The organism is Phaeovulum sp. (genome assembly GCF_041596715.1).
Lineage (GTDB): Bacteria > Pseudomonadota > Alphaproteobacteria > Rhodobacterales > Rhodobacteraceae > UBA6213.
The window spans coordinates 1-2,237 of the sequence record NZ_JBFHIA010000354.1; the positions used below are offsets into that span (position 1 = coordinate 1).

At 60.4% G+C, this 2,237-nt stretch carries 2 protein-coding genes; both read right to left on the minus strand.

All coding sequences use genetic code 11. The annotated features are described in order from the left end of the window. A partial coding sequence (locus ABY403_RS15890; RefSeq protein ID WP_372841787.1) for a leukotoxin LktA family filamentous adhesin occupies positions 1 to 1,675 on the minus strand: 1,675 nt, incomplete at its 3' end. Beyond that, on the minus strand, positions 1,675 to 2,237 hold a 563-nt coding region (locus ABY403_RS15895), incomplete at its 5' end, for a hypothetical protein (RefSeq protein ID WP_372841788.1). The genes ABY403_RS15895 and ABY403_RS15890, both read right to left, overlap by 1 nt.

Here is a 2,237-nt window from a genome sequence, read left to right on the forward strand (position 1 = left end):
CGCCAAGCGGCAGCAAGGTAAGCCCGCCAGCACCGGTAGCCGAGGCCGTGGCCCTGAAAATGCCAGAGGCGGCAATGCTGCCGCCGTTTCCGGTGATCAGAGCGTTTGCGGTTGGCAGGGCCAGCAGAAGGCTTGCCTGATTGACGGTGGAGGTTGCGGTTAGCGTGATGTTGCGCCCGGTCACTTCGGGGCCAGACGCGCCGCCTTGGCCAATCACGACCTGCGCCGTGCCGCCATTGGTCCGCACAGCGGTCAACGTAACGTCGCCGGCAGTAAAGCCAGAGCCTGTCGTGACGCCCGCCAAAACTTTCGAGCCATCGGCCAAGGTTATCTGCGGCGCTTCGAGCGTGATATTGCCCGAGTTTCCACTGCTGACACTTGCAGTCAGCATCCGAGAATCGAGCACACCGCCAGTCGAGATGGTAATCGAGTTATCGGCCTGCAACAGAATGCTGGCACCGTTGGAGAAGATGCTGGTGGCAATGCTCGCATCGTCAGACGCGCCCGAAAGGGCCGAGACACCGCCAATATAGAGGTCATAGGGGTCAATCAGCAAAGTGCCCGCGCGGCCTGAACGGGATGAGAGGTCAAGATTGACCGAGCCGATATGCGCATCGCGCCCGCTCAGTTCGATAAACCCGCCGTCGCCAAGGCCGAGGCCCGCTGCGCTGAAGGTTGCGTTGTCTTGCACCACAAGGGCACCGTCTGCGAACACAACGATATCGCCGCCGCTGTCGCCATCGGCCGCAAGCGACGCGCCCGCGTCAACGGTAATGTCGCCGCCGGTGATCGAGATATCACCGCCACGCCCGGACTCGGCGCTTACATCAAGCTGCCCGCCAATGCGTGATCCGCCCGCCGCAACGATCGAGATGCGGCCGCCGTGGGCAACCATGGCGGCACCCTCGACCATCCCGCCCGAGTTGACGGTGGATTCAAACTTCGTGCGCTGGCCAAAGTCGGCCCCGGTCAGTGGCCCCGTATCACCGTTGATGGTAACTGTCTGGCCTTGCAGGGTAATCGCACCTTGCGCATTGACCTGCCCCATGATCGCAATGTGGCCATCGGCCGACATCGGGATTTCGCCGCGCATCAGCTGCGAGGCGACGGCGTCATTGACGGTGCCATCGGCGCGCACCACACGGTCTAGAAACTCTTGCGTCGGGGTGTTGACGGTAAGCGAGCCTACGTTGACGCGGCCGTTCTGACCTACGATGAAACCATTGGAACTGGCGAAGAACACATTGCCGCCAATGCTGCCATCCATATAGCTGTTCAACTCGCCGTTGATCAGCACGGCACCATTGGTGACGATGTTGACAAGGTTGCCCGCGGCATCGGGAACCATCAGATCAACTCGCGTACCAGCGGCCTGCTGAAAATCCGAAAACGTGTTGAAACCGGTATTGCCAGAAACCGTATCGGTGGTGATGCGGGTGTGGTTGTCGTTGGTGGTGATGGTGGTCCGGGTGCGGCCATCGGCGATGATGTTGTTGGAGGTGATATCAAGGTTCACCGCCTGCGCCTCGGCGCGGTCGCCCACGCCTGCGCCCATCAACGCCCCAAGCACTAGCGGACTTGCACCCAGCACAAATTGCTTAAAAAGGTCGCGCCGTTGGCGCGCCCTTTGCTGGCGGGAATACTCGATGTGAAGAAGACTGCTGTGTTTTCCCATCAGAACTCTCCACTATTGATTTTCAGGATGTCCGGGTCGTCAGGGTTGACCGCGTAAAGCAGCGTGAGGCTGACTGGGAACAGTGTCCGCACCCCCTCGCTTTCTTCAAACCGCCCTTGCAAAAGCAAAATCGCCGTGTGCCCCGAGGCATCGGCCCCGCGGAACAAAAGCAACCCGTTCTCTAGCACCACGTCTTTCGAAATCGTGTCGGGCAGATAGCCTGCACCATCGAAATAGGCGCGCAGCACATCGCCGTTTGCATAAAGCGTCGCTTCGGTGATCGCAGGGTCGGTGGCAGGTGCCCAAAGTACGCCGATCTGGATCAGAGCTTTGCTTTTGTAACCAAAGATGTAGGACACCTGCGCGATGCCGCCGTCGCGCAGCACCTCGGGCACCGAAATGGTCATGACCTGAGTGCGCTCAACAGTATTCATGCCGACCTGCACCGCATCGCCTTCAAGCCCGAAGTCAGCCTTGATAGCTGCGCGCACCGCTTCTTCGTCCATGCCGAACTTGGCCGAGCGGAACCCGGTAAGCGCCATCGTTGCCTGTTCGCTTGGCA